We start from the raw sequence: 25,519 nt of genomic DNA on the forward strand, positions 1-25,519 counted from the left end.
CCGGAATTTATCCGCCACGGAAAATCCGCCAAAGCCGCCATGATTCGGTCTTGGTGACCCCCACCAGTGCGGTCCGCAAAAGCAGATAGTCAGCTTGCTTATTACTTTCAGCTTTCCTAGGCTGGAAAGCGTCAGGCAATCAACTCTCGAAGCGGGACCCCGCGCGCCAAAAACGCGCAACCGCAAGCATGAGGAGGAACAATGTCAGAGAACAGCATCGCAGGCAAAAAGGTGGCATTCCTGCTGACTGACGGAGTGGAGCAGGTGGAGCTCACCAGCCCCTGGCAGGCCGTGAAGGATGCCGGCGGCGAACCCACCCTGGTGGCACCCAAGAGCGGCAAGCTGCAGGGCTACAACGGTACGGAAAAGGGCGACACCTTCGACGTCGACCTCACAGTGGCTGAAGCGAATGCCTCGGACTTTGACGCCCTGGTGCTCCCCGGCGGCGTCGTCAACGCGGACCACCTGCGCGTGGACAAGGACGCCCAGAGCTTCACCCGCAGCTTCTTTGAACAGCACAAGCCTGTGGCGTCGATCTGCCACGGGCCCTGGCTGCTGATCGAGGCCGGAGTCATCAGGGGCCGCAACGTCACCTCCTACTTCACGTTGGAAACAGACCTGAAGAACGCCGGCGCCAACTGGACGGACCAGGAAGTGGTGGTGGACCAGGGCTTGGTCACCAGCCGCAACCCGGACGACCTCCCGGCCTTCAACAACAAGCTGGTGGAAGAGATCTCCGAAGGCCAGCACGCGGGCCAGACCGCCTGACCCCTAATGTTCCCTCAGGGTTGAAAAACCCGTATGGAGGAATTACTCCAGCGGGTAGAGTGTTTGCATCTGCAGCGGCGCCGTCCGTGCATCACTCATAAAACCCCTGAGGGAACACCCATGTCTACCGAGACCTCGTCCAACTCCAGCGGCCAGTCCGTCCAAACGCCCGGGCAGGAAGCCCAGCCCGCCGCACCGGAGAAGATGTCCCGGGAGTCCGTGACCATCATCAGCACGCTGCTGGTGGCGACGTTCGTGGTGATCCTTAACGAGACCATCATGAACGTCGCCCTGCAGCGGCTCATGGTGGACCTCCGTGTGGACGCTCCCACCGTCCAGTGGCTGTCCACCGGGTTCATGCTCACAATGGCCGTCGTCATCCCCACCACGGGGTTCATCCTGCAAAGCCTGTCCACGCGTGCCGTCTTCATGCTTGCCATGGGCCTGTTCGCCGGTGGAACAGCACTGGCTGCTGTGGCTCCAGGGTTCGAAGTCCTGCTGCTGGCACGCATTGTCCAGGCCGGCGGCACCGCCATCATGCTCCCGCTGCTGATGACCACCATCCTCACCCTGGTTCCGCTGGCCAAGCGCGGCGCCGTCATGGGCAATGTCAGCATCGCCATCTCGGTGGCGCCGGCCATGGGTCCCACGGTCTCCGGCCTGATCCTGGAACATTTCACCTGGCGCTTCATGTTCGTCTTCGTGCTGCCGGTGGCCCTCGCGGCGCTGGCCATTGGAGCGAAATACCTCACCAACGTGGGCGAGCCTGAAAAGGCCCGGCTGGATACACTGTCCGTCATCCTCACGGTCCCCGCATTTGGTGGCCTGGTCTACGGGCTCAGCCAGATTGGCGGCGGCCATGGCGGGCAGGCCGGTCCCAGTGCCGGCGCCATCGCAGCCCTGGTCATCGGCGTCGCAGCCCTGACAGTTTTCGTCCTCCGCCAGGTCCGGCTCCAGAAGGCAGCCGCGCCCTTGCTGGACCTGCGCGCCTTCAAGCTCCGGATGTTCACCGTCTCGGTCCTGCTGATGGTGGTGGCCATGATGGCCCTGTTCGGCGGCGTCATCCTGCTGCCGCTTTACCTCCAGGAAGTCCGTGGCCTGGGCTCGCTCGAAACCGGTCTTGCACTGCTTCCCGGCGGCCTGGCCATGGGCCTGCTCGGCCCGGTCATCGGCCGCGCGTTCGACAAGGTGGGTCCGTTGCCGCTCACCATCACCGGATCCGTCCTGATGGTGGTGGCCCTCTGGCAGTTTTCAATGCTCGACGCCGGCACCCCGGTGTGGTGGATCGTCACCTTGCACGTGGGGCTGAGTTTCGGCCTGGCGCTGCTGTTCACGCCCGCCTTCACCACCGGCCTGAACCCGCTGCCGCCGCACCTCTACTCGCACGGGTCCGCCATCATGAGCACCACCCAGCAGGTGGCCGGTGCCGCGGGAACGGCGCTCCTGGTGTCCATCTTCGCTGTGGTGAGCGCCGCCTCGGGACTCGTCGCCGGGATGAGCGCAGCCTTCCTGACGGCTACCGTCATAGCCCTTGCCGCCGTCGTACTTTCCGCGATGATGCGCAAGACCGAAGGTGCCGGCGCGGGCCACGGCGGGCACTGACCCAACTGGGTAGCACTAAGTGTCGTTTTGGAGCATCAAAACGACACTTAGCGCTACTTACTTGGGGGGTCAGCCGGCGAAGAACTCGCTCAGTTCCTTGATCAGCCTGTCCGGAGCCTTGATGGCGCCGTCGTGGCCGAGGCCGGGCAGGATGGTGTAGCTGGAGCCGGAAAGCACGTCGTGGATCTGGCCGCAGGCGATGCCGAAGTAGGCGGGGCTCTTTTCGCCCACCACGATCAGCGTCTCCAGGGGAAGCGCCTGGAACGGCTCGGCCGGCATGTCGGCGGCAATGATGGCTTTGATTTCGCGGACCCCGGTGCGCATGAGCTCGCGCTGCTGCTTGCCTTCGGTGGTTCCGGCGGTCAGTTTGTTGGCGAGGGTCAGCATGGACAGCGGCATGCGCGATGAGAAGGAACCGCCGGCTTCAAGGCCCCGCTGGATCACGGCGAGGGCGCGGTCATGGTCTCCAGCGGCGATGGCGCGCTCGTACTCTGCGATCCAGTCGGCCGTGACGCTGCCGTTCACGGAGACGGCGGGGTCATAGACGGCGAGCCGTTCCACCGGCAGTGTCCGGGCCGCGTGCAGGGCAACGGCGCCGCCGAAGCTGTGCCCAAACACATCGGTGCTGGAGGTGTGCTTCATGACCGTATCCAGGTCGCGGATGTCCACGTCCAGCGTGTAATCCTCGGGCTGCGGGGACGAGGATCCGCGCCCGCGCCGGTTGAAGGTGTGCACCGGGCGGCCCAGGGAAGCGCTCAGTTTCTGGGCGAACTTGGTGTAATCCGCAGCCGTCACCATGGAAGGCGGCACAACCACCACGCCCGAGCCCGCAGAAGCAAGGTCAGCGCCGGTGGAGAAGAGCTCCACAGTGCCGCCGTCGGGGGTCCTGATGTTCTCTCGCGTCATGCTCCGAGCCTAGCCGAGCAAGCCGGGTGGGGCATCCCGGCGGCCGGCGGCATGCAGGGTCAGGCCAGGCGGTTGATGAGGGCCTGGCTCGCCGCGTGGATGGCCGGCAGCCGGTCCCCGAGCCCGCACAGGATCAGCCCGGCGTCGGCGGCCTGCATGGCGGAGTCGGTACCGGCGGCGCCGTCCGCGCGGAGGTAGATCAGGGATTCCACCAGGCGGAAGGTGAAGTCGCCGCCGCCCGGTCCGCCCGGCGCGGCTGACAGCCCCGCGCCCAGTGCCCCGTACAACCGCCTGAGCTCCTGGCGGTGGTTGTGGAACCGGGCAAAGCGGTCGCTCCTGACCTCGGGCAGGTGGTACAGCACGCCAAGGTTCCACCGCGCGCTGCACAGCTGGGTGCCGTCATAAAGCGCGACGGCGTGAAGGCGGCTTCCAGCCGGACTTTCGGTTTCCGGGTCATCAGTGGGCAGCGCGGCCACGGCACGTGCGAACGTCAGCCCGCCGGACACCGTCCCCTCAAGCAGGTCCTCGAGGATATCGTCCTTGGTCTTGAAGTGGTGGTACAGGGACGACTGCCGGATGCCCACCGCGTCCGCGATGGACCGCGTGGAGGTGCTGGCGAAGCCCTGGGTGGTGAACAGCTCCGCCGCGGCGTCGAGGATTTCATCGCGGGCGGTGGCGCCCGGCCGCGAGGGCTGCTGGTGGCGGGGGCGGCCCGGTCCGGCGGAAGTCACGGCCCCATTCTTGCACTGCCGGGTGCGCCGAAAGTCACCGCCGGGCATTGTGAGGGGACGGAAATCTGCCCGAAACAAGATGTCTATCCGCCTTTTACAGAGGTGAAACTGTTTGGGGACATCCCGCTGGAAAACTATCAAGTGACCGGTAATCAGCAGCCTTCGGCCGAGCGCTGCAGTACCGGGAGGCTTCGCCCCCAAGATCCCTTTCCAGTTCCGGAGATTCCCGATGACATCCACCGTTCTCCCCACCGTCCACCAGGACGATGCAGACCTGACGTCCCTTGGCTACCAGCCCACCCTCCACCGAAAGCTCGGCCGCTACGCTTCCTTTGCTGCTGGCTTCTCGTTCGTTTCCATCCTCACCACCATCTTCCAGCTCTTCGCGTTCGGCTACTCGTTCGCCGGGCCGGCGTTCTTCTGGACCTGGCCGGTGGTCTTGGTGGGCCAGCTGCTGGTGGCCCTGAACTTCGCCGAACTCGCGGCCCGCTACCCCCTGTCCGGTGCCGTGTACCAGTGGGCGCGGCGCGTCGGCGGGGAAGGCGTGGGCTGGTTCGCCGGCTGGTTCATGGCAATCGCCCAGGTGGTCACCGCAGCTGCAGCGGCCATCGCCCTGCAGGTGGTCCTGCCCCAGCTCTGGGACGGGTTCCAGGTGGTGGGCGGCGACCCCGCTCTCAACACGGTGACCGGTGCTTCCAACGCAGTGGTCCTGGGCGCCGTCCTCCTGGTGGCCACCACCATCATCAACTCCCTGGGCGTGAAGCTGATGGCGCACGTCAACTCCGTGGGCGTCACCTGCGAGATCGTGGGTGTCGCGGCCGTGATCCTGGCGCTCATCAGCGCCGCCCAGCGCGGGCCGGACGTGGTTGCGGACACCACCGTGCTGCAGGGATCAGACCTGGGCGCCGTGGGAGCCTTCCTGGTCTCCGGGCTGATGGCCGCGTACGTCATGGTGGGCTTCAACTCCGCCGGCGAGCTGTCCGAGGAAACCAAGGACCCGCGCCGCACCGCACCCCGGACCATCCTCTCCGCCCTGCTCATCTCCGGCGTCGGCGGTGCGCTGATGATCATCACCGCCCTGATGGCGGCCCCGAGCCTCGACGACGGCCGCCTCGCCACCGAGGGCCTGCCGTACGTCCTCACCGCGGTCCTGGGCACCTTCTGGGGCAAGGTCCTGCTGGTGGACGTGGCCATCGCCATCTTCGTCTGCACCCTGGCGATCCAGACTGCCGGTTCCCGCCTGGTCTTCTCCATGGCCCGCGACGGCAAGCTCCCGGCGTCGGCCCTGCTCTCCTCCGTCCACCCCACCCGCGGCACGCCCATGTGGCCCTCCATCGTGATCGGGGCCCTTGCAGTTGGAGTGCTGGCCATCAACGTGGGCAACGCCGCCCTGTTCACCACCCTGTGCAGCGTCTGCATCGTGATGGTCTACCTTGCCTACCTCCTGGTCACCGTCCCGCAGTTGCTCAACCGCCTCCGCGGCGACTGGGACCGGGTGGGCCAGACCATGCCGGCAGGCCTCTTCTCCCTGGGCCGCTGGGGCCTTCCGGTCAACATCCTGGCCGTCCTTTACGGCGGCGTGATGGTCGTCAACCTGGCTTGGCCCCGGCCCGAGGTGTACGACCCCTCGGGCGAGAACGGCCTCCTCCTCTGGTCCGCGCCCCTGATGGTCACCGCCGTGCTGCTCCTGGGCCTCTGGGTCCGGAGCCGGAACCTGGCAGCCAAAGCCTGACACCACTGTCCTCACCTAACAGCAGACCCAACAGCTTCCAGAAGAACCCCAAAGACCTACAGGACTGACATGACACAGACCATCGAAACGCCCATCACAGGCACCGCCACCACAGCCGGTGCCCGGGCCCACGCCAGGGAACAGCACGGCAAAACCGCGGAGACCATGCGCTTCGTGCCGGCAGCTTCCGCACCGGCCCACCTTCTGGCCGGAATGCCCGACGGCGCGTCCCCCACATGGGCCGAATCCCTCGCCTTTGGCCGCTACACCACCATGTCCCTGGCCCGCGGCACCCGGGTCCGGCTCACGGACACCGCCGGTGACGCCTGCGTGCACACCCTCTTGTACCGCGCCGGCGCCCTTTACGAACGCCTGAACGTCGCGGACACCGTCAAGGTCCCGTGGCAGGCATATCCTGCTGCCGGGCACCCGCTGCTGTCCGATGCCGGGCGCCTGATGGCAACCATCGTGGCGGACACCTCCTCCCGGCACGACGCACTGGCCGGCGCCACCACCCTCGCCGGCAACACGGCGAAGTACGGCGCCGGCACCGCCCACAGCGCCTCCCCGGCGGCACGCGAACTGCTCACCCTGGGCGCCCTGAAGAACGGCCTGGGGCCGCGCGACGTCGCCCCGTCGCTGTCGTTCTTCAAAGGCATCGCCGTTGACCCTGCGGGCAGCATCACCTTCATGGGAAGCGCGGGGCCGGGTGCCGCCGTCGAACTCCTGCTCCAGATGGACGCCGTGCTGGTCTTCGCCAACACCGCCCACCCGCTGGACCCGCGGGCGGACTTCACCGGAACCGCCGTCGACATCGTTGCCTGGCACGCGCCGCAGGACCTCCCCGCACTGGAAGCCGGCAGCCTGGCCGGACCATTGGCCCCGGAACACCTGCAGGCCCTCCGCAACACCGAACACGACCTCGCCGCAAGGAACGCCCGATGAACACTGCAATCGAAACCAGGTCAACCCCTGACGCCGCCGACACCGCGCTCGCCCCAGGCGCCGTGGTCCTGGACGAGTTCGTGGAAGCCCGCGGCCCGTGGTCCGCCGTGGTGGCCGCCGGCGACGTGCTGACCATCGTGGACCTGGAAGGCAACCAGGCCGTGGACTGCCTGCTCTACGCCGCGGCCGACACCACCGTCCGCTACTCCGCCGCCGCCACTATCGCCTCCCAGCAGTCCATCGTCCTCACCAAAGGTTCAGCCCTGCGCGCAGACACCGGCGCTCCCCTGATGACCGTGGTGGCAGACGAAGTGGGCGTGCACGACACCATCGGCGGCGCCTGCTCCCAGGAGTCCAACACCCTCCGCTACGGCCAGCACACCCGCGAACAGCACGCCTGCGTGGAGAACTTCCTGATCGAAGGCTCCCGCTGGGGCCTGGGCAAGCGGGACATGGTGTCCAACATCAACTGGTTCATGAACGTCCCCGTGGACCCGGACGGCGCCCTGGGCATCGTGGACGGCCTGTCCGCCCCCGGCAAACGCGTTGCGCTGAAGGCCGAGGTGGACACCCTGGTGCTCGTCTCCAACTGCCCGCAGATCAACAACCCCTGCAACGGCTTCAACCCCACCCCCGTCCGCGTGATCGTCACCCGGCCGGAGGCTGCACTGTGAACAGCAAGAACGTGAACACCTTCGACACCCTCCTGATCGCCAACCGCGGTGAGATCGCCTGCCGCATCATCGAATCCGCCCGCAAGCTGGGGCTCCGGACCGTCGCCGTCTTCTCGGAGGCGGACCGCGGCGCCAAGCACGTCCGGCTCGCCGACGAAGCCGTGCTGCTGGGGCCCGCGCCGGCCAAGGAGTCCTACCTCCGGGTGGACGCAATCCTTGCCGCCGCCAAGGAAACCGGCGCGGGCGCCATCCACCCCGGCTACGGTTTCCTCTCCGAGGACGCAGCCTTCGCCGAGGCCGTGGAGGCAGCCGGCCTGGTGTTCGTGGGCCCCACCGCCGAGCAGTTGCGTATCTTCGGCACCAAGCACACAGCGCGCGAAGCCGCCCGCGCGGCCGGGGTACCCATGATCGCCGGTTCCGGGCTGCTTGAGGACGTGGACGCCGCCGTCGCGGCCTCCGCCACGATCGGCTTCCCGCTGATGCTCAAGGCCACCGGCGGGGGCGGCGGAATCGGCATGACGGTGTGCCGTTCCGAGGCCGAACTCGTGGAAAGCTTCCCCCGCGTGGCCCGCCTGGCCAGTGCCAGCTTCGGCACTGCAGGCGTTTTCGCCGAGCGTTACGTGGAGAACGCCCGGCACGTCGAGGTACAAATCTTCGGCGACGGCGAAGGCCGGGTGGTCAGCCTGGGCGACCGGGACTGCTCCCTGCAGCGCCGCCACCAGAAAGTCCTCGAGGAAGCACCCGCCCCGGACCTGCCGGCAGAGCTCCGCGAGGAACTGCACCGCAGCTCCCGCGCCCTCTGCGCCTCCCTTAACTACCGCTCCGCCGGCACCGTGGAGTTCGTCTATGACTCCGCGCGCAAGGAAGCCTCCTTCCTGGAAGTCAACGCCCGGCTCCAGGTGGAACACCCTGTCACCGAGGCCGTTACCGGCGTGGACCTGGTGGAATGGATGCTCCGCCTGGCCCAGGGCGGCAGCGAAGCCGGGGCAGTCCTGGCAGGCGTTCCGGACGCAGTGCCGGTGGCCGGGCACGCCGTGGAAGCCCGCGTTTACGCCGAGGACCCGGCACGGGGCTTCCAACCCAGCGCCGGAACCGTCACCAACGCCGCCTACCCCACGGCAGCAGAAGCCCGCGTGGACGCCTGGGTGGAAACCGGCACTGACGTCTCCACCAACTACGACCCCCTCCTGGGCAAAATCATTACCTCCGGCGCAAGCCGCACCGACGCCTTCAACCGGCTTGCCGCTGCCCTGGAAAACACCCGGATCGACGGGATCGAGACCAACCTAGGGCTGCTCCGCGCCGTGAGCGGCATGGACGTGGTCCGCGTGGTCCAGCATTCCACCAGCACCCTGGACAACGTGGGGGACCCGGAGCCGCGCATCACCGTGGGCCGCCCCGGCCTGCAGACCAGCGTGCAGGACTGGCCGGGCCGCACCGGCCTCTGGCAGATCGGTGTCCCGCCGAGCGGCCCCATGGACGATCTGTCCTTCCGGCTTGGCAACACCGCCCTGGGCAATCCGGAAGGGGCGCCGGGCCTCGAGTTCACCATGACCGGACCCAGCCTCACTTTCACGCACGCCACCACGGTCTGCGTCACCGGTGCTGAAGTCACGGTGGCAATTGACGGAACGGAGGTGCCCGCCTGGACCCCCGTGACCGTGCCGGCAGGGGGGACCCTCGACGCGGGCACAGCCGCCGGCAAGGGCCTGCGCGGCTACATCCTGTTCCAGGGCGGCCTGGACATCCCCAAGTACCTGGGCAGCGCCTCCACCTTCACCCTGGGCCAATTCGGCGGCCATGCCGGCCGGGTACTGCGCGCGGGCGACGTCCTCCGCGCTGTGAAGCAGGCCGCAGGGCAGGAAGCGCGCACGGCAGCTGTCCCCCTCGACAGCCGTCCCGCCCTTACCTCCACCTGGGACCTGGCTGTCGCTGAAGGCCCGCACGGTGCCCCGGAGTTCTTCCAGCGTGAGGATATCGAGGAGCTGTACAGCGCAGAGTACGAGGTCCACTTCAACTCCGCCCGCACCGGCGTGCGCCTCATCGGCCCCAAACCGCGCTGGGCACGGACCGACGGCGGCGAAGCAGGCCTGCACCCCTCCAACATCCACGACACCGCCTACTCGGTGGGTGCCCTGGACTTCACCGGCGACACCCCCATCCTGCTCGGCCCGGACGGACCCAGCCTGGGCGGCTTCGTTTGCCCCGTCACCGTGGTGACGGCCGAACGCTGGAAGCTCGGCCAGCTGCGCCCGGGGGACAAGGTCCGGTTCGTGCCCATCAAAGCCGGCCAGGCGCCGTCGGCCAAGGACCTGGGACCCGGCCGCCAGCTGGTCCTCCCGGGAGACGCTCAGTGGTCGTCAAACCCGTCCGTGGCAGCCACGGCGACCAGCCGCGGCTTCCGCGGGGATGGCGACGACGGCGTGCTGGGCCGGGTGCCGGAAGGTTCCGGCCGGCCCGCCGTCACCTACCGCCGCTCCGGCGATGACAACCTGCTGGTGGAATACGGCGAGATGGTGCTGGACCTGGGCCTGCGTGCCCGCGTCCACGCCCTGCACCAGCAAATCGAAGGGCTCCGGGTGCCGGGCGTCGTGGACCTGACCCCGGGGATCCGGTCGCTGCAGGTCAAGGTGGACCCGTCCGTCCTGACCACCGCACGGCTGCTGGACCTGGTCCAGGAAATCGAGGCCGCACTGCCTGCCAGTTCCGAACTGGTGGTTCCCAGCCGCACCGTCCGCCTGCCGCTGTCCTGGGACGACCCCGCCACCCGGGAGGCGATCGAACGCTACATGGCAGGAGTCCGCGACGACGCCCCCTGGTGCCCCTGGAACATCGAATTCATCCGCCGGATCAACGGCCTGGACTCCGTCAACGACGTCTTCCACACCGTCTTCAACGCCGAGTACCTGGTGCTGGGACTGGGCGACGTGTACCTGGGCGCGCCGGTGGCCACCCCGCTGGACCCGCGGCACCGCCTGGTCACCACCAAGTACAACCCGGCCCGCACGTGGACGCCGGAGAACGCGGTGGGCATCGGCGGCGCGTACATGTGCATCTACGGCATGGAAGGCCCCGGCGGCTACCAGTTCGTTGGCCGTACCACCCAGGTGTGGTCCAGGTACGCCGATTCCGCTCCGTTCGAACCCGGGTCGCCGTGGCTGCTGCGCTTCTTCGACCGGATCTCCTGGTACCCCGTTAGCCCGGAAGAGCTGCTGGACCTGCGCGCCGACATGGCCGCCGGCCGCGGCCGGGGCGTCGAGATCGAGGACGGGACCTTCTCGCTCGCCGAGCACGAGAAGTTCCTGGCGGAGAACACCGCATCCATCGAGGCGTTCCGCGAAAAGCAGGGTGCGGCCTTCTCCGTCGAGCGGCAGGCATGGGCCGACGCCGGCGAGTTCGACCGCGCGGAGGCGCTGGCCGCCGTCGTCAGTCCCGTGGTGGATGACGTGGTGGTCCCGGAGGACGGCTCGCTCGTCTCGGCGCCCTTCGCCGCGAGCGTCTGGAAGGTGGACGTGGCGGCCGGGGACCGGGTGGTGAAAGGCCAGCCGCTGGTATCGCTGGAGGCAATGAAGATGGAAACGGTCCTGGAGGCTCCCTGCGACGGCGTGGTGCTCCGCGTCCTGCCCGCGGCCGGGGGCCAGGTAGTGGCGGGCGAGGCCGTGGTGGTGCTTGGCGCAGCCGAACCTGCAGGGCTGGAAGAGCTGGAACTGGAAGAGGCAGCAGTATGAGCACGGCAAGCACCGCCAAGGCAACCGGGCGCGTAAAGGCAGCGCTCGAGGCACTTGAAACAGTGGACCGGCCGGAAATCTGGATCACGCTCCGCAGCGGGGAGGACCTCCTGGCTGAGGCGGCGTCCATCGATGCCGCCGTGGCGGCCGGCGCGGACCTTCCGCTGGCCGGGCTGCTGCTGGCCGTCAAGAACAACGTTGACGTGGCAGGCATCCCAACCACGGCCGCCTGCCCGGGCTTTGCCTACACACCGGACAAGGATGCCGAAGCGGTGGCCCGGCTCCGCGCCGCCGGCGCCCTGGTCCTGGGTGCCAGCAACCTGGACCAGTTCGCCACCGGGCTGGTGGGGACGCGCAGCCCCCACGGCGCCGTCCGCGACTCGCGCCGGCCCGAGTACATCTCCGGCGGATCCAGTTCCGGCTCCGCCGTGGCCGTGGCGCTGGGGCTGGTGGACATCGCGATCGGTACGGACACGGCAGGCTCCGGCCGCGTCCCCGCCGGGCTGCAGGGCATCGTGGGCATCAAGGCAACCCTGAACGTCGTCTCCACAGCCGGGGTGGTTCCCGCCTGCCGGTCCTGGGACGCCGTCACCATCTTTGCCCGGCACCTGTCCACCGCCGAGCTCGCCATGGGCGTCATGGCGGGCAACTCCCGGGAGTGGCCAGCGGACATCCGGTTGGCTGCACCGGAACGGCCACGGGTGGCCTATCCGGCCAGCCTGCCCGCACTACCGGACGCTTGGGCAGCCGAATTCCACCGCAACGTCGACCGGCTTCAGTCCTTGGGTGTGGAGATTGAAGCCATCGAATTCGATGCCTTCCTCGAAGCCGCCCGGCTGCTTTACGACGGCGGGCTGGTAGCCGAACGCCACGCCGCCGTGGGCAGCTTCCTGGAAAAGTACGACGCCGGCACGGCCGCTCAGGCGGGCATCGATCCAACCGTGGAACGCATCATCCGCGCGGCCGGTACAGTGCCCGCGCACCGGTACGTTGCCGATACCGCCAAGCTGGAAGCACTCAAGTCGAAGGCGATGGCGCAGCTGGAGGGCTTCGACGCCCTGCTGATCCCCACCGCCCCGTTCCACCCCACGCTGGCCGAGGTGGCTGCGGATCCGGTGGGGGTGAACTCCCTGATGGGCACCTATACCAACTTCTGCAACCTGTTCGACCTCTGCGCCGTGGCAGTGCCCGCCGGGGAAGTGGATGGTGCCCAGTTCGGGCTCACGGTGGTGGGCAGGACCTTTGATGATGCCGTGGCGGCGGATATTGCGCGCCGTCTGGAGGCAACTCCGGGCGCTCCCGCCCTCTTCGCTCCCGGCGCGGCAGCCGAGGTTGACCGCGCCGGTGCCCAGTCGCCGTCGTCCATGCCCTGGCCGCTGGCAGCCGGGGCAACGGCCGTGCCGCTGGTGGTGGTGGGTGCGCACCGCAAGGGCCAGCCGCTGGCGCCGCAGCTGGAGGACCTCGGCGCGTTCTGGGACGGCCCGGTCCGGACCGCGGCCCGCTACCGCATGGTGGCATTGGACACAGTGCCGCCCAAACCAGGCGTGTACCGGTCCGAGGACGGCGCGGAACTGGTGGGGGAGAAGTGGCTGCTGTCCCCGGCGGCCATGGGGACGTTCCTGGCCTCCCTCCCCGAGCCCATGCTCCTGGGATCCGTGCGGCTTGCGGATGGCTCCATCGCCGTCGGGTTCGCCTGTGATGCCGTTGCCGCCGCGGGCGGGGAGGACATCACCGCCTGGGGTGACTGGCTGGCGGACCGGAGCGTGGAGCCGAAGCCCCGGACGGTGTGGCGGGACCTGGGGGAGGCCGCCCTGGCGGGGTTCAGCCGCGGGGAGCGCGAATAGCCTCAGCTGCGTCCGGGCGGGACTCCCCGTCCGGACGTTCTTCCGTGAAGTAGGCCGCGATGTCCGCCACCAGTTCCTTGACCGCTGCCGGGATGGACCCGTGGAAGCACTTGGGGGAGAGCAGGTAGGTGCTGCCCGGAACTGCCTGGTGCAGCCGCTGCGCCGTTTCCTTGTAGTAGGCAGGACTCTTGCCGCCGGCCATGAAATGGGTGTTTGCGGGCAGCACGCTGAAGTCCCGGGCATGGTCCTTCTCGTCGTAGGCCGCGCGCAGTTCGCCAACCCCGCTCGGCATGACCTGCCGGAACATCTTGTTGATCCTGGTCCTGGACAGCACGGCCATCAGGCCGGCCAGGACCGGTTCGGGGATCCTGGCCATGGTTGAGCCCGGGCTGGTGGCCTTCTTCATATGCGCCAGCGCATGGCCCACCCTGCCCTGGTTCACGGCGTCCTCGAACCCGTCCAGCCACGCGGTGTCGATGCTGCCGTCGATGTTCACCGCCGCGTCGTACACTGCCAGCTTGTCCGGGACGAACGCGGTTCCGGTGAACTCCTGCACCGCATTCAGGGCCACCGCTCCACCAAGGCTGTGGCCCAGGATGTTCCGGGCGCCGGTTGCGCGCAGGACCGTGCGCACATCCTCGATTTCGGTGGCCATGGAGTAGTCCGCCGGTTGTTCGGACGAATTTCCCCGGCCCCTGCGGTCATAGACATCAACCGCCCAGCCGTCCCCCAGGCCCTTCGCCAGCGCAATCGAGAACGGGCGGTAGATCAACGCCGTGAGGAACGCGCCGCCGATCAGCAGCACCCGCCGTTCGCCGGGCGCCTCTTCGGTGCCGTAACTGTACAAAGCCAGCCTGCCGCCGTCGTGCGTTGGAAGTACGCGTTCTTTCACCAGCCCATCGTAGGTGCACACCTGCGCGGCAACTGGGAGCCCGGGTACCCAATGCCCGGTAAACTTGTGGATTGTGACTTCCCAAAACACCCCCTCGCCCAAGAACGCCCCTGAGCCCGTCGATGCCAGCGAGCAGATGCGGATCCGCATGGAAAAGCGCGCCAAACTTTTGGAGCGCGGCGCTGAGGCGTACCCGGTGGGTGTGGAGCGGACGCACTCCCTCGCCGAGATCCGGGAAAAGTACGCCCACCTCGAGGCGGACGACACCACCGGCGACACCGTGGGCGTCACCGGGCGCGTCGTCTTCGTCCGCAACACCGGCAAGCTCTGCTTCGCCACGCTGCAGGAAGGCGGCACCGACGGCAAGGCCACCCGCCTGCAGGCCATGCTGAGCCTGGCCAACGTGGGCGAGGAAGCGCTCGCCGACTGGAAGGCGCTGGTTGACCTCGGTGACCACGTCTTCATCAAGGGCGAGGTCATCTCCTCCCGCCGCGGCGAGCTGTCCATCATGGCGGACTCCTGGTCCATGGCCTCCAAGGCCCTGCGCCCGCTGCCGGTCCTGCACGCCGACCTGAACGAGGAAACCCGCGTCCGCCAGCGCTACGTTGACCTGATGGTCCGTGACGAGGCCCGCGAAATGGTCTACACCCGCGCCGCCATCACCCGCTCCATCCGCGAAACGCTGTTCCGGCACCGCTACGTGGAAGTGGAAACCCCCATCCTCAACCTGGTCCACGGCGGTGCCCTTGCCCGGCCGTTCGAAACCCACATGAACGCCTTCGACCAGAAGATGACCCTGCGCATCGCCACCGAGCTCTACCTCAAGCGCGCCGTGGTGGGCGGGATCGACCGCGTGTACGACATGGGCCGCGTGTTCCGCAACGAGGGCGTGGACTCGACCCACAGCCCCGAATTCACCACCCTTGAGTGCTACGAGGCCTGGGCAGACCAGTTCGTCATGGCAGAGCGGATCAAGGAGATCATCCTCGACGCCGCCGACGCCGTGGGTGCCGGCCGTGTCCTGCAGACCGAGGCCGGCGAGATCAACCTCGACGGCGAGTGGGCCTGGCTGGCCGTCTACCCCGGCCTTTCCGACGCCGTTGGGCAGGAAATCACGCCGGAGACGTCCGTTGAGGTTCTGCGCGACATCGCGGAAAAGCATGACGTCAAGGTGGACCCCAAGTGGGACGCCGAAAAGCTGGCGGTGGAACTCTTCGGTGAAATCGTTGAGCCCACCCTGCTGAACCCCACCTTCGTCTACGACTACCCGCCCTCCGCCCAGCCGCTGGCCCGCCCGCACCGCGAGGACGGCCGGCTGATCGAGGCCTGGGACCTGATTATCGGCGGCATGGAACGCGGCACCGCCTTCTCCGAGCTGATCGACCCCGTCATCCAGCGCGAACGGCTTACCGAGCAGTCCATGCACGCGGCCGCCGGTGACGTGGAGGCCATGCAGCTTGACGAGGACTTCCTGCGCGCGCTGGAATACGGTGCCCCGCCCATGGGCGGCATCGGCCTGGGCATCGACCGGCTGGTCATGCTCTTCACGGGCGCCGGCATCCGCGAGACCATCCTGTTCCCCCTGCTGAAGCCCGAAGGGCACTGATCATGGAATACGTGGCAGTTATTCTTCCCTCGCTGGTGGTGGGCCTGCTGTTCTGGTTCGCCATGAAGGCAATTTTTAACGCGGACAAGGCCGAGCGGCAGGCGGAGGCCCGCGCGCAGGCCGAAGCCGATTCCCTCCCGGCGCAGCCCGTGGACCGCCCGGGCCCGGAATCCAAATAGATAAATCCCCCTTCTTTCCGGTTTTATCCCCAAGGAACCAATACGCGCTTTGACGCGTTGCCAAGATAAGAGTCATAATTTTTTTGGGAAACATCCTGCTTTTCTGAAAACCCAAGAGGAAGACCTTTAATGGCACAGAAAGTAAACATCATCCTCGTTGATGATCTGGATGGGGGATCCGCAGACGAGAATGTTAAGTTCGGCCTCGATGGGGTCAACTACGAGATTGACCTGTCGGCAGCCAATGCCGCTGAACTTCGGTCTTCACTGGAGAGGTTCACTAACGCAGCACGCAAGGCATCCGGGGGCCGCGCCCAGCGGGCCAAGGCTCCGACCGGAGGCCGCAGCCACGATTCGGCGCAAATCCGGCAATGGGCCCGGGATAACGGCTACACCGTTAACAGCCGCGGCCGAATTCAGGCTGAAATCCAGGAGGCCTACCAAAAGGCAAATTCCTAGGACTGCCTTTAGCTGCACTGAAACCCCGCTTACCGCCGCCAGGCGGGGCGGGGTTTTTCAATTCGCGGCATAAGCCTGCTATGGGAGCTGCCCCGCCGCCGAAATGGCCTAAATAAGCAGGTGGTCTAAGCGCCCGGCGTGCGGCGGTATTTCGCGGCCGTGGACAGCCGGGGACGCCGGTTCCAGCTGCCGGCTGCTTCCGTCCGGGGCCGGTTCAGGGTGACGCGGCCCGACGCTCTGCCTATTCCCGCAAGGGCCCGGGTTTCCCCTGTGGCGAACACGCTCCACAACTCCGGAGCGGGCACGTAGCATCAAAGTACGTCGTAGCTAGGAGTGTGGCGAAATGTTTGAGCGATTTACGGACCGTGCCCGTCGCGTAGTTGTGCTTGCCCAAGAAGAGGCACGCATGCTGAACCACAATTACATCGGTACCGAACACATCCTCTTGGGTCTGATCCATGAGGGTGAGGGCGTTGCCGCCAAAGCTCTTGAGTCCTTGAGCATTTCGCTCGACGGCGTTCGCGAGCAGGTGCAGGAGATCATCGGGCAGGGCCAGCAGGCCCCCTCCGGCCACATCCCCTTCACCCCCCGCGCCAAGAAGGTGCTGGAGCTCTCGCTGCGCGAAGCCCTGCAGCTGGGCCACAACTACATCGGCACCGAGCACATCCTGCTCGGCCTTATCCGCGAGGGTGAGGGCGTTGCCGCCCAGGTTCTGGTCAAGCTCGGCGCGGACCTCAACCGGGTCCGCCAGCAGGTCATCCAGCTCCTCTCCGGCTACCAGGGCAAGGAAACCACCGGCGCAGGCGTCGGCGGCGGACAGCCCGAAGGCGCACCCGCCGGTTCCGTGGTCCTGGACCAGTTCGGCCGCAACCTGACGCAGGCTGCGCGTGAGAACAAGCTGGACCCGGTCATCGGACGCGAGCAGGAAATGGAACGCGTCATGCAGGTCCTTTCCCGCCGCACCAAGAACAACCCTGTCCTCATCGGTGAGCCCGGCGTCGGCAAGACGGCCGTCGTCGAAGGCCTGGCCCAGGCAATCGTGCGCGGCGACGTCCCGGAGACCATCCGCGACAAGCAGCTGTACACCCTGGACCTCGGTTCCCTGGTGGCAGGCTCCCGCTACCGCGGTGACTTCGAAGAGCGCCTGAAGAAGGTCCTCAAGGAGATCCGCACCCGTGGCGACATCATCCTGTTCATCGATGAGATCCACACGCTTGTAGGTGCCGGTGCCGCCGAGGGCGCCATCGACGCGGCCTCGATCCTGAAGCCCATGCTGGCCCGCGGCGAGCTGCAGACCATCGGTGCCACCACGCTGGACGAGTACCGCAAGCACATCGAGAAGGACGCCGCCCTTGAGCGCCGCTTCCAGCCGATCCAGGTCAAGGAACCCTCCGTGGCACACGCCATCGAGATCCTCAAGGGCCTGCGCGACCGGTACGAGGCACACCACCGCGTCACCATTACCGACGGCGCCCTGGCCTCCGCTGCAAGCCTGGCCGAGCGCTACATCTCGGACCGCTTCCTGCCGGACAAGGCGATCGACCTGATCGACGAAGCCGGTGCCCGGCTGCGCATCCGCCGCATGACCGCTCCGCCGGAGCTCAAGGCCATGGACGAGCGCATCGCCAAGCTGAAGATGGAGAAGGAATCCGCCATCGACGCGCAGGACTTCGAAGGCGCCGCTTCGCTCCGCGACAAGGAGCAGAAGATGATTTCCGAGCGCGCGGAGAAGGAACGCCACTGGAAGTCCGGCGGCATGGACGACATCTCCGAGGTGGATGAGGATCTCATCGCCGAGGTGCTGGCCAACTCCACCGGCATCCCCGTCTTCAAGCTGACCGAGGAAGAATCCTCGCGGCTGCTCAAGATGGAAGACGAACTGCACAAGCGCGTCGTTGGCCAGAACGAGGCCATCAAGGCACTCTCGCAGGCCATCCGCCGCACCCGTGCAGGGCTCAAGGACCCCAAGCGCCCCGGTGGCTCGTTCATCTTCGCCGGCCCCACCGGCGTCGGCAAGACCGAGCTCGCCAAGGCACTCGCGGAGTTCCTGTTCGGTGAAGAGGACGCCCTCATCACGCTGGACATGTCCGAGTACTCCGAGAAGCACACCGTCTCGCGGCTCTTCGGTGCCCCTCCGGGCTACGTGGGCTACGAAGAGGGTGGCCAGCTGACCGAGAAGGTCCGCCGGCGTCCGTTCTCCGTGGTGCTGTTCGACGAAGTGGAAAAGGCCCACGCGGACCTCTTCAACTCGCTGCTGCAGATCCTGGAAGACGGCCGCCTGACCGACTCCCAGGGCCGCGTGGTGGACTTCAAGAACACCGTCATCATCATGACCACCAACTTGGGTACCCGGGACATCTCCAAGAGCGTTGCAACCGGCTTCCAGTCCGGCACCGACACGCAGACCGGTTACAACCGCATGCGTGCCCGTGTCACCGAGGAGCTCAAGCAGCACTTCCGCCCCGAGTTCCTGAACCGTGTTGACGACGTCGTGGTGTTCCCGCAGCTGACCCAGGACGAGATCATCGAGATCGTGGACCTGTTCGTCACCCGCCTGGAGAAGCGTCTTAAGGACAAGGACATGGGCATCGAGCTCACCAAGGCCGCCAAGGTGCTCCTGGCGACCCGCGGCTACGATCCCGCCATGGGTGCCCGGCCGCTGCGCCGCACCATCCAGCGCGAGATCGAGGACCAGCTCTCCGAGAAGATCCTCTTCGGCGAGATCCACCCCGGCGACATCGTCGTGGTGGATGTCGAAGGCGAAGGCGACGATGCGAAGTTCACCTTCGCCGGCAACGCCAAGCCCCGCATCCCGGAGATCGCCCCGAGCGTCTAGTCTCCACAGCCAAAGCCCCGCCACTCCGCAAGGAGCGGCGGGGCTTTCTGCGTTCTCATCCGCGTGGCTGGGTCCTGGGCTTTCATCCGTGGCTGGGTCCGGCGCCGGACATCAGAGATTTCCCGGCGCCTGCTCGTTCCTCGCTTTGACGGCGCCTACATAAATCCCTGATGCCCGGCACCTCGTGCGTCAGGCGGCCTTTTTCAGGAATCCCCGGGCTGAACCCGGTCCTGTCGCTGGCCTGCCGTGGCACCCTCTGTTCGTAGCCTCAAGCGAGGGTGCCGGGGTCATTTGTGTAGCTTGCGTCAAAGCGACGAAGGAGCAGCAAGCGGCAAATGGCGCCGGCGCCGGAGCGGACCCAGCCACGGAGGCAGGTACCGGGGGAGCGTGGCGGCTGTGATGCGGGGCACAAACCGTGTTGAATCGGGGGCATGGCTAACTTGGAACCGGCGATCCCGGTTGAGCAACCACAGACCCCTTTCCACGACCTCGATCACTACCTGTCCATCCCGCGGGTAAGCGGCCTGGCGCTGAGCCCGGACGGCTCCCGGCTGGTCACCACTGTCAGCACCCTGAACGGCAAAGGCACCGAGTTTGCCACTGCGCTGTGGGAGCTTGACCCGGCGGGGCAGAAGCACGCACGGCGCATTACCCGCAGCGCCAAGGGCGAGGCCGGCGCAGCATTCGCCGCCAACGGCGACGTCTACTTTACGTCGGCGCGTCCGGACCCGGACAGCCCCGATGACGAGCCGGTGAACGCGCTGTGGCTGCTTCCGGCCGACGGCGGGGAAGCCCGTGTGGTCCTCAGCCGGCCCGGCGGCGTGAGCAAGGTGATGACGGCCAGGGACGCCGATGCAGCGTTCGTGACGGCCGAGGTCCTGGCAGGGTCAGCAGACGAGGAGGACGACTCCGAACGGCGCAAGGCGCGCAAGGACGGGAAGGTCTCGGCCATCCTGCACAGCGGATACCCGGTCCGCTACTGGGATGCGGACCTTGGTCCCGGCCAGCCGAGGATCTTCGCAGTGGAGGAGGGCGAGGACAAGGCGCCCGGCAAGCCGGAAACCGTTGACGCCACCGCCCCCTTGGTCCTGCGCAACCTCACACCTGACGCCGGGCCGCGGCTGCGCGAAGCGGAGGCGGTGGTCAGTCCCGACGGCAAGACGATCTACAGCAGCTACACCAAACCATTGGCCAAAGCGGACAGCCGGTCCATCCTGGTGGCGGTGGATGTGGCATCCGGCGGCCTAAAGGTGCTGCTGGACCAGGAAGGAATGAGTTACTTCCCGGGCCCCGTCAGCCCGGACGGCCGCACTCTCGTGGTGGTCAGCGAAAGCGACTCCACCCCGCAGCAGGCCCCCGAGATCAAAATGCATCTGCTGGATGTCTCCGGCGCTGCTGCCGGTGAAGCCGCGGGCCTGCAGCCACTGGCCCACGACTGGGACCGCTGGCCCAAGCCCGCAGGGTGGCTCCCGGATGGCTCCGCCATCCTCGTCACGGCAGACGACGACGGCGCGTCGCCGGTCTTCCGGGTCAGTGTTCCGTCGGCTGCCGCTGAGGTGGGCGTCACCCGGGTGACGCAGGACGCCGCGGCCTACTCCGACGTCGTCATTTCCCCTGAGGGCCGAAACGCGTATGCCCTGCGCAGCTCCTATGAATTTCCCGCCGAAGCCGTACGAATCGACCTGTCCACCGGGGAAACCACCCGCCTGCCTGCCCCGGCAGAACGTCCGGACTGCCCGGGGCGCCTGGAGCGCATCGCCGCCACCGCGGCCGACGGATCCCGGGTGCCCGCCTACCTGGCGCTGCCGGAAGGTGCCTCCGCGGACAATCCGGCGCCGCTGCTCCTGTGGATCCACGGCGGGCCGCTGGGATCCTGGAACGCCTGGACGTGGCGCTGGAACCCCTGGCTTCTGACGGCCCGCGGATATGCGGTGCTGCTGCCGGATCCTGCCTTGTCCACCGGATACGGCCAGTCGTACATCCAGCGGGGCTGGGGCTCGTGGGGGAAAGCGCCGTTCACCGATTTGATGGCCGTAACTGATGCGGCGGTGGAGCGGCCGGACGTCGATGAGTCCCGGACTGCTGCGATGGGCGGTTCCTTTGGTGGCTACATGGCCAACTGGGTGGTAGGCAACACGGACCGGTTCAAGGCGGTGGTCACGCACGCCAGCCTGTGGGCCCTTGACCAGTTCGGGCCAACCACGGATGCCTCGCAGTACTGGCTGAAGGAAATGACCGTGGAGATGGCGCTTGAGAACTCGCCACACCTGCATGCGGAAAACATCAGCACGCCCATGCTGGTGATCCACGGCGACAAGGACTACCGGGTGCCCATCGGCGAGGGCCTGCGGCTTTGGTACGAACTGCTGTCCAAGTCCCGGCTCGCGGCGGACCGGGACGGGCAGACACCCCACCGGTTCCTGTACTTCCCGGATGAAAACCACTGGGTCCTCCAACCGCAGCACGCCAAGGTCTGGTACCAGGTGGTGGAGTGGTTCCTGGCAAAGAATGTCCTGGGCAAGGAGACTGACCTGCCGGCTGAACTGGGCCTATAAATTCCCGCTAACAGGCGCAAGGCATCGCTCGCTGGGGAAGACTGCGATGTGAAGGGGGCTGGGGCATTTACGTAGCGTGCGTCTAAGCGAGGAACGAGCGAGCACGCGGTAAATGCCGCAGTCACCGAGCCGAAAGCCCTTCGCCTCGTAGGATGGCTGTGTGACCGACTCCTTCCACATCCGCCCAGCACGCACCAGTGACGTCCCTGCCATCAAGAAGCTGGTGGCGCCCCTGGCAGAGGAGCGCATCCTGATGGCAAAGGAGACGGTGGCGTACTACGAAAGCCTGCAGGAGTTCCGTATTGCCGAGTCCAGCGACGGCGAGATGATCGGCTGCGGTGCCCTGCACGTGATGTGGGAGGACCTCGCGGAAATCCGCACCCTGGCATCTTCCGGGGAATGGCGCGGCAAGGGGGTGGGGCACGTCCTGGTTGAAAGCCTGCTGGAGGAGGCCCGCGCCCTTGGTGTGGCCAGGGTCTTCTGCCTCACGTTCGAGGTGGACTTCTTCAAGCGCCACGGCTTCGAGGTGATGGCGGACCAGTCGGCAGTGGATCCGGAAGTGTACTCGGAGCTGCTGCGCTCCCATGACGAAGGCGTGGCCGAATTCCTGGACCTCGCCCGCGTCAAGCCCAACACCCTGGGCAACACCCGGATGATCCGCACCCTCTAAGTCCCTGCGCAGGTGCTTTGCGCACTCCCATCTTGGCTTTACTCGATTTGATGGATAAACTGTTGGCGGCCGATATGTGGGGGGCCTCAGGAAAGGGACAGTCATTGGGGGCTGTCCCTTTGCTGCGTCCCGGGACGGCGGGTCCCGGGAGTGAGCCGGCAAACCGGGGCGGAAGGAACCTACCGCCACCTGCGATGACGGTAGTAGGGTCGGAAAACACATCCTTCAGGAGCACAGCCAGGAGCAACGCCGTGAAGAAACTCATCAACGATCCAAAATCCGTTGTCCAGGAAGCTGTCCAGGGCTTTGGCCTGGCCCATGCCGGACTGGTCACGGTCAGTGAAGACCCCATCTACATCACGCGCAAGGACGCGCCCGTGGCAGGCAAGGTGGGTCTGGTCTCCGGCGGCGGAAGCGGGCATGAGCCGCTGCACGCCGGCTACGTCGGGCAGGGAATGCTCGACGCTGCGGTGCCGGGGGCGGTGTTCACCTCACCGACGCCGGACCAGATCCTTCCCGCCACCCTGGCAGTCAACTCAGGCGCCGGCGTCGTCCATATCGTCAAGAACTACACCGGCGACGTCCTGAACTTCGAGACAGCCGCGGAACTGGCCGAGGCGGAGGGCGTGAGCGTCCGCACCGTCCTGGTCAATGACGACGTCGCGGTGGAGGACTCGCTCTACACGGCCGGCCGCCGCGGGGTGGGCGGCACCGTGCTGGTGGAGAAAATCGCGGGGGCCGCGGCCGAGCGCGGTGACGACCTGGACGCGGTCGCTGCCATCGGCGAAAGGGTCAACGCCAATGTCAGGACCATGGGCGTGGCCCTGTCCGCCTGCACTGTTCCGCACGCGGGCACGCCGAGTTTCGACCTGGCCGAGGATGAAATCGAGATCGGCATCGGGATCCACGGCGAGCCGGGCAGGCACCGCATTCCGATGGAGAGCGCAGACGGCATCACCAACCGCCTGCTGGAACCGGTCCTGGCGGATTTGAAGATCAGCTCCGGGGACAAAGTGCTGCTGTTCGTCAACGGCATGGGCGGCACCCCGCTGAGCGAGCTGTACATCGTGTACCGGCGGGCCGTGCAGGTGCTCGCCGACGCAGGTGCCTCCGTGGAACGGTCGCTGGTGGGCAACTACATCACGGCGCTGGAGATGCAGGGCTGCTCCATATCGGTCCTCCGGCTCGACGACGAGCTCACCGAACTCTGGGACGCACCGGTCCATACCGCCGCGCTGCGCTGGGGCGTGTGACTGTGGTCCTGGACGTCAACTGGGCCGTGAAATGGCTGACCCTTTGCGCGCAGGCCATGGCTGAACACCGTGTCGAACTGATCGAACTGGACCGCGCCATCGGGGATTCGGACCACGGCGAGAACATGGACCGCGGCTTCCAGGCCGTCCTGGCGAAGCTCGGTGAAGCCACGCCGGAGACTCCCGGCGCGGCCCTCAAGATGACCGCCATGACCCTGATGTCCAAAGTGGGCGGTGCCGCTGGGCCGCTCTACGGCACGGCGTTCCTTCGCGCCGCCACTGCCCTGGGTGATGCCGCTGAAATCGACTCGGCTGCCTGGGCCGGGGCCCTGGCGGCGGCCAGGGACGGGATCGTGGCGCGCGGGAAGGCGGAGCCGGGCGACAAGACGATGGTGGATGCGTGGACGCCCGCGGTGGATGCTGCCCGCGCCGTGGCGGACGGCGACGGCACGGACGTCCTGAGTGTCCTGGTGGCAGCCGCGGAGGCCGCCGAAGCCGGGGCGGTGGCCACTGATCCGCTCATTGCACGGAAAGGCCGGGCCAGCTATCTTGGCGAACGAAGTGCGGGCCACCGGGACCCCGGAGCTGTCTCCAGCGCGCTGATCCTGCGCGCGGCCGTTGGGGCAGCTGCGTGACTGTAAGCATCGTGGTGGTCTCCCACAGCGACAAGATCGCCGACGGCGCCGTGGAGCTTGCCGCCCAGATGGCACCCGACGTGATGATCCTGGCCGCCGGCGGCACCGATGACGGCAGGATCGGCACCAGCCTGGAGAAGGTTCTTGACGCCCTTGAACGGGCCGGCGGACAGGCGGGCGGGGAACAGGCCGGCACAAACCAGGGCGCCCCACAGAGCGCCGGTAACGGCACGGTGGTCCTGACTGACCTCGGATCGGCGGTGATGACGGCTGAATCGGCGCTGGAGTTCCTGGCGAATCCCGCCGGCGTACTCCTCGCCGATGCGCCGCTGGTGGAAGGCCTGGTGGCGGCTGCGGTGGCCGCTCAGGGCGGAGCTGATGTGCAGGCGGTGCGGGAGGCGGCCGAGGCGGCGGCCGGTCCGCCCCGCCAGCCGGAACCCGCACGCACGACAGGAGCGGACGCGGGACCTGTCAGCAGCGCCTCACCCGATTGCACCGGCGACTTTGAGCTGGTCAACCAGGCCGGCATGCACGCCCGTCCTGCCGCGAAGGTGGCAGGAGGTTTGGCGTCGCTTGATGCCGAGGTCACCATCAACGGGGTGGACGGCGCATCCATGACGGGACTGATGACCCTCGGCGCGGGCAAGGGCACCGTGCTGCACGTGGAAGCCTGGGGCGCGGATGCGGAACGTGCCGTGGAGTACGTCGGCGGGCTGGTGCAGGCCGGCTTCGGCGAGCCCTAGCCCCCGTGGCAGGTTCCTGCGAATAAGCTCGATGCCATGGAACGGCCGCCTGCAGAGAACTCCCAGGAAATCGAAGTGCTGGACGGCCAGATCTCCGTAGAGGAACTGCTGGGCGAACTCGGCTTCAACTGGACTGCTGAACCCGTGGGCGGCGGTGCGGAACCCGGATCCACCGGGGGCGAAACCTTCACCCAGCCGGCGCTGTTCTAGTCCACGTCCAAATTCAAGGCCGGGTTTGTTGGTGCAGCCCGCCGTCGTCCAGAATCACGGACGCCGACACGACCCTCCCGCACTGCTCGCCAAAGGGATACGTCGCCTGCGGCCTGAACTCCAGGCTGCGGACCGGGAGCGCGGTTCCGTCCGGGGCGGTGGCGGAAACGCTCACGGCCATGGGTGATTCGGTCAGGGCTTCCAGCATCAGCACGCCAACTTTGGTGCCGTCCGGCGAGGCGGTGGCCGAACAGGCACCCTCCGGGTTGCATCCCGAGTCCAGGGAAGTACTGCCCTGGCGAAGCTCGACGTCGGCCTCCTTGCAGCTGCCGTCCTGGCAGGCCCGCATGTGCAGCGCCCCCACCTTCGGCGCGTAACCGGCGGTAACGGTTAAGGAGACAGCGGTGGCCTGCGCGATAGCCGGGCAGGCGCTGCCGGGGGAACCGCAGGCGGAGGCAAAGACTGACAGGAGTGCCGCCGTCGATAACACCAGGAGCCGCCCGGGCTTGTGCATGCCTTCAGGCTACGTCGGGTGGGTCCGTATCAGGCTG

21 protein-coding genes are annotated in these 25,519 nt (G+C 67.3%); 17 read left to right on the forward strand and 4 right to left on the reverse strand.

Annotated features, from left to right (window positions below; translation table 11 throughout):
- The first annotated feature begins 201 nt into the window (after positions 1–201).
- Entirely contained in the window at positions 202–768 is a 567-nt protein-coding gene (locus FBY33_RS06195; RefSeq protein WP_142029772.1) for a type 1 glutamine amidotransferase domain-containing protein, read from the forward strand.
- A 120-nt stretch (positions 769–888) separates the two neighbouring features.
- The gene (locus FBY33_RS06200) at positions 889–2,370 is read left to right on the forward strand and encodes a DHA2 family efflux MFS transporter permease subunit (RefSeq protein ID WP_142029773.1); all 1,482 of its coding nucleotides are present in this window, start codon (positions 889–891) and stop codon (positions 2,368–2,370) included.
- A 69-nt stretch (positions 2,371–2,439) separates the two neighbouring features.
- Here the strand turns inward: FBY33_RS06200 and FBY33_RS06205 are convergent, their stop codons facing one another.
- Together FBY33_RS06205 and FBY33_RS06210 are read right to left on the reverse strand one after the other, a co-directional pair.
- Entirely contained in the window at positions 2,440–3,276 is an 837-nt protein-coding gene (locus FBY33_RS06205) for an alpha/beta fold hydrolase (protein WP_142029774.1), read from the reverse strand.
- Positions 3,277–3,335: 59 nt separating this feature from the next.
- A complete protein-coding gene (locus FBY33_RS06210) occupies positions 3,336–4,007 on the reverse strand; it encodes a TetR/AcrR family transcriptional regulator (RefSeq protein WP_142029775.1) in 672 nt (223 codons plus the stop codon).
- Positions 4,008–4,236: 229 nt separating this feature from the next.
- Between FBY33_RS06210 and FBY33_RS06215 the strand changes: the two genes are divergently transcribed.
- From FBY33_RS06215 to atzF, 5 genes are all read left to right on the forward strand, one after another.
- Positions 4,237–5,739 (forward strand): amino acid permease, encoded by a 1,503-nt coding sequence (locus FBY33_RS06215; protein WP_142029776.1) that lies wholly within the window; start codon positions 4,237–4,239, stop codon positions 5,737–5,739.
- A 69-nt stretch (positions 5,740–5,808) separates the two neighbouring features.
- Positions 5,809–6,684 carry an urea amidolyase associated protein UAAP1 gene (locus FBY33_RS06220; RefSeq protein WP_142029777.1) on the forward strand — a complete coding sequence of 292 codons (876 nt, stop codon included), beginning with the start codon at positions 5,809–5,811 and terminating at the stop codon, positions 6,682–6,684.
- Positions 6,681–7,358, forward strand: coding sequence for an urea amidolyase associated protein UAAP2 (locus FBY33_RS06225; protein ID WP_142029778.1), 678 nt, complete (start codon positions 6,681–6,683; stop codon positions 7,356–7,358). The genes FBY33_RS06220 and FBY33_RS06225 overlap by 4 nt, the downstream gene beginning before the upstream one ends.
- Positions 7,359–7,369: 11 nt before the next feature.
- Positions 7,370–11,086, forward strand: a complete 3,717-nt coding sequence (uca, locus tag FBY33_RS06230) for an urea carboxylase (RefSeq protein ID WP_142032589.1) — start codon at positions 7,370–7,372, stop codon at positions 11,084–11,086.
- Entirely contained in the window at positions 11,083–12,930 is a 1,848-nt protein-coding gene (atzF, locus tag FBY33_RS06235) for an allophanate hydrolase (RefSeq protein ID WP_142029779.1), read from the forward strand. The genes uca and atzF overlap by 4 nt, the downstream gene beginning before the upstream one ends.
- Here atzF and FBY33_RS06240 read toward each other — a convergent pair.
- Complete coding sequence (locus tag FBY33_RS06240) at positions 12,908–13,822, reverse strand: alpha/beta fold hydrolase (protein ID WP_142029780.1); 915 nt, start codon at positions 13,820–13,822, stop codon at positions 12,908–12,910. The genes atzF and FBY33_RS06240 overlap by 23 nt on opposite strands.
- Before the next feature lie 73 nt (positions 13,823–13,895).
- Between FBY33_RS06240 and lysS the strand changes: the two genes are divergently transcribed.
- The 10 genes from lysS (at position 13,896) to FBY33_RS20475 (ending at position 24,968) form a co-directional block, all read left to right on the forward strand.
- The gene (gene lysS, locus FBY33_RS06245) at positions 13,896–15,428 is read left to right on the forward strand and encodes a lysine--tRNA ligase (protein WP_142029781.1); all 1,533 of its coding nucleotides are present in this window, start codon (positions 13,896–13,898) and stop codon (positions 15,426–15,428) included.
- Between the two features lie 11 nt (positions 15,429–15,439).
- Entirely contained in the window at positions 15,440–15,607 is a 168-nt protein-coding gene (locus FBY33_RS20470; protein ID WP_200831478.1) for a hypothetical protein, read from the forward strand.
- Positions 15,608–15,736: 129 nt separating this feature from the next.
- Complete coding sequence (locus FBY33_RS06250) at positions 15,737–16,066, forward strand: histone-like nucleoid-structuring protein Lsr2 (RefSeq protein ID WP_142029782.1); 330 nt, start codon at positions 15,737–15,739, stop codon at positions 16,064–16,066.
- Between the two features lie 343 nt (positions 16,067–16,409).
- Positions 16,410–18,902 carry an ATP-dependent Clp protease ATP-binding subunit gene (locus FBY33_RS06255; protein WP_142029783.1) on the forward strand — a complete coding sequence of 831 codons (2,493 nt, stop codon included), beginning with the start codon at positions 16,410–16,412 and terminating at the stop codon, positions 18,900–18,902.
- 431 nt (positions 18,903–19,333) lie between these two features.
- The gene (locus FBY33_RS06260) at positions 19,334–21,457 is read left to right on the forward strand and encodes a S9 family peptidase (RefSeq protein ID WP_142029784.1); all 2,124 of its coding nucleotides are present in this window, start codon (positions 19,334–19,336) and stop codon (positions 21,455–21,457) included.
- A gap of 160 nt (positions 21,458–21,617) precedes the next feature.
- Positions 21,618–22,127 (forward strand): amino-acid N-acetyltransferase, encoded by a 510-nt coding sequence (locus FBY33_RS06265; RefSeq protein WP_142029785.1) that lies wholly within the window; start codon positions 21,618–21,620, stop codon positions 22,125–22,127.
- A 251-nt stretch (positions 22,128–22,378) separates the two neighbouring features.
- Positions 22,379–23,380 (forward strand): dihydroxyacetone kinase subunit DhaK, encoded by a 1,002-nt coding sequence (gene dhaK, locus FBY33_RS06270; protein WP_142029786.1) that lies wholly within the window; start codon positions 22,379–22,381, stop codon positions 23,378–23,380.
- Positions 23,381–23,382: 2 nt separating this feature from the next.
- Positions 23,383–24,015 carry a dihydroxyacetone kinase subunit DhaL gene (gene dhaL, locus FBY33_RS06275; RefSeq protein ID WP_142032592.1) on the forward strand — a complete coding sequence of 211 codons (633 nt, stop codon included), beginning with the start codon at positions 23,383–23,385 and terminating at the stop codon, positions 24,013–24,015.
- Positions 24,012–24,758 (forward strand): dihydroxyacetone kinase phosphoryl donor subunit DhaM, encoded by a 747-nt coding sequence (gene dhaM, locus FBY33_RS06280; protein ID WP_142029787.1) that lies wholly within the window; start codon positions 24,012–24,014, stop codon positions 24,756–24,758. Before dhaL ends, dhaM begins: the two co-directional genes overlap by 4 nt.
- Positions 24,759–24,794: 36 nt before the next feature.
- Entirely contained in the window at positions 24,795–24,968 is a 174-nt protein-coding gene (locus tag FBY33_RS20475) for a hypothetical protein (protein ID WP_200831330.1), read from the forward strand.
- 13 nt (positions 24,969–24,981) lie between these two features.
- On the opposite strand, the gene FBY33_RS06285 is transcribed toward FBY33_RS20475, so the two are convergent.
- Positions 24,982–25,482, reverse strand: a complete 501-nt coding sequence (locus FBY33_RS06285) for a hypothetical protein (RefSeq protein ID WP_142029788.1) — start codon at positions 25,480–25,482, stop codon at positions 24,982–24,984.
- Positions 25,483–25,519 lie beyond the last annotated feature (37 nt).

This window comes from Arthrobacter sp. SLBN-112 (genome assembly GCF_006715225.1).
Taxonomy (GTDB): domain Bacteria; phylum Actinomycetota; class Actinomycetes; order Actinomycetales; family Micrococcaceae; genus Arthrobacter.

Bases quoted from the DNA above. Each gene is read 5' to 3' on its own strand.
- FBY33_RS06195 (WP_142029772.1), top strand. From the start codon at position 202: ATGTCAGAGAACAGCATCGCAGGCAAAAAGGTGGCATTCCTGCTGACT.
- FBY33_RS06200 (WP_142029773.1), top strand. From the start codon at position 889: ATGTCTACCGAGACCTCGTCCAACTCCAGCGGCCAGTCCGTCCAAACG.
- FBY33_RS06205 (WP_142029774.1), bottom strand. From the start codon at position 3,276: ATGACGCGAGAGAACATCAGGACCCCCGACGGCGGCACTGTGGAGCTC.
- FBY33_RS06215 (WP_142029776.1), top strand. From the start codon at position 4,237: ATGACATCCACCGTTCTCCCCACCGTCCACCAGGACGATGCAGACCTG.
- FBY33_RS06220 (WP_142029777.1), top strand. From the start codon at position 5,809: ATGACACAGACCATCGAAACGCCCATCACAGGCACCGCCACCACAGCC.
- FBY33_RS06225 (WP_142029778.1), top strand. From the start codon at position 6,681: ATGAACACTGCAATCGAAACCAGGTCAACCCCTGACGCCGCCGACACC.
- atzF (WP_142029779.1), top strand. From the start codon at position 11,083: ATGAGCACGGCAAGCACCGCCAAGGCAACCGGGCGCGTAAAGGCAGCG.
- FBY33_RS06250 (WP_142029782.1), top strand. From the start codon at position 15,737: ATGGCACAGAAAGTAAACATCATCCTCGTTGATGATCTGGATGGGGGA.
- FBY33_RS06255 (WP_142029783.1), top strand. From the start codon at position 16,410: ATGTTTGAGCGATTTACGGACCGTGCCCGTCGCGTAGTTGTGCTTGCC.
- FBY33_RS06260 (WP_142029784.1), top strand. From the start codon at position 19,334: ATGGCTAACTTGGAACCGGCGATCCCGGTTGAGCAACCACAGACCCCT.
- FBY33_RS20475 (WP_200831330.1), top strand. From the start codon at position 24,795: ATGGAACGGCCGCCTGCAGAGAACTCCCAGGAAATCGAAGTGCTGGAC.
- FBY33_RS06285 (WP_142029788.1), bottom strand. From the start codon at position 25,482: ATGCACAAGCCCGGGCGGCTCCTGGTGTTATCGACGGCGGCACTCCTG.